The sequence below is a fragment of the Pseudoalteromonas aurantia genome (assembly GCF_005886875.1).
In the GTDB taxonomy this organism is placed as follows: domain Bacteria; phylum Pseudomonadota; class Gammaproteobacteria; order Enterobacterales; family Alteromonadaceae; genus Pseudoalteromonas; species Pseudoalteromonas aurantia_A.
The window spans coordinates 1-766 of sequence record NZ_PNBY01000156.1; the positions used below are offsets into that span (position 1 = coordinate 1).

A 766-nucleotide genomic window follows, 5' to 3' on the forward strand; every position below is an offset into this window, starting at 1 on the left:
AAGTTGTCTTCGTCGTTTCTTTCATACCTACGATTTCAACTTCGTCGTTCACGTTTACAATACCAGCTTCAACACGGCCAGTTACTACTGTACCACGACCCTGGATTGAGAATACGTCTTCGATAGGCATGATGAATGGCTTATCAATGTCACGCTCTGGCTCTGGAATGTAAGAATCTAGTGCTTCTGCAAGCTCTACGATCTTGTCTTCCCACTCTTTCTCGCCTTCTAACGCCTTAAGCGCTGAACCTGCGATTAGTGGTAAGTCATCACCTGGGAAGTCGTATTCAGAAAGAAGTTCACGAACTTCCATCTCTACTAGCTCAAGTAGCTCTTCGTCATCAACCATGTCACATTTGTTCATGAATACGATGATGTAAGGTACGCCAACCTGACGAGAAAGTAGGATGTGCTCACGTGTTTGTGGCATAGGGCCGTCAGTTGCAGCAACTACTAGGATTGCGCCGTCCATTTGTGCAGCACCTGTGATCATGTTTTTAACATAATCCGCGTGTCCTGGACAATCTACGTGTGCGTAGTGACGAGTCGGTGTATCGTACTCAACGTGAGATGTTGAGATTGTGATACCACGCTCACGCTCTTCTGGTGCGTTATCGATTGCTGCGAAGTCTTTTGCTTCACCACCGTATACTTTTGCAAGTACGTTAGTGATTGCTGCAGTTAGGGTAGTTTTACCGTGGTCAACGTGGCCGATTGTACCTACGTTTACGTGCGGTTTCGAACGTTCAAACTTTTCTTTTGCCAT

Annotated in this window: 1 protein-coding gene; it reads right to left on the reverse strand. The window is 46.1% G+C overall.

The window, feature by feature from the left end:
* A partial coding sequence (locus CWC18_RS20160; RefSeq protein ID WP_138675985.1) for an elongation factor Tu occupies positions 1 to 766 on the reverse strand: 766 nt, incomplete at its 3' end.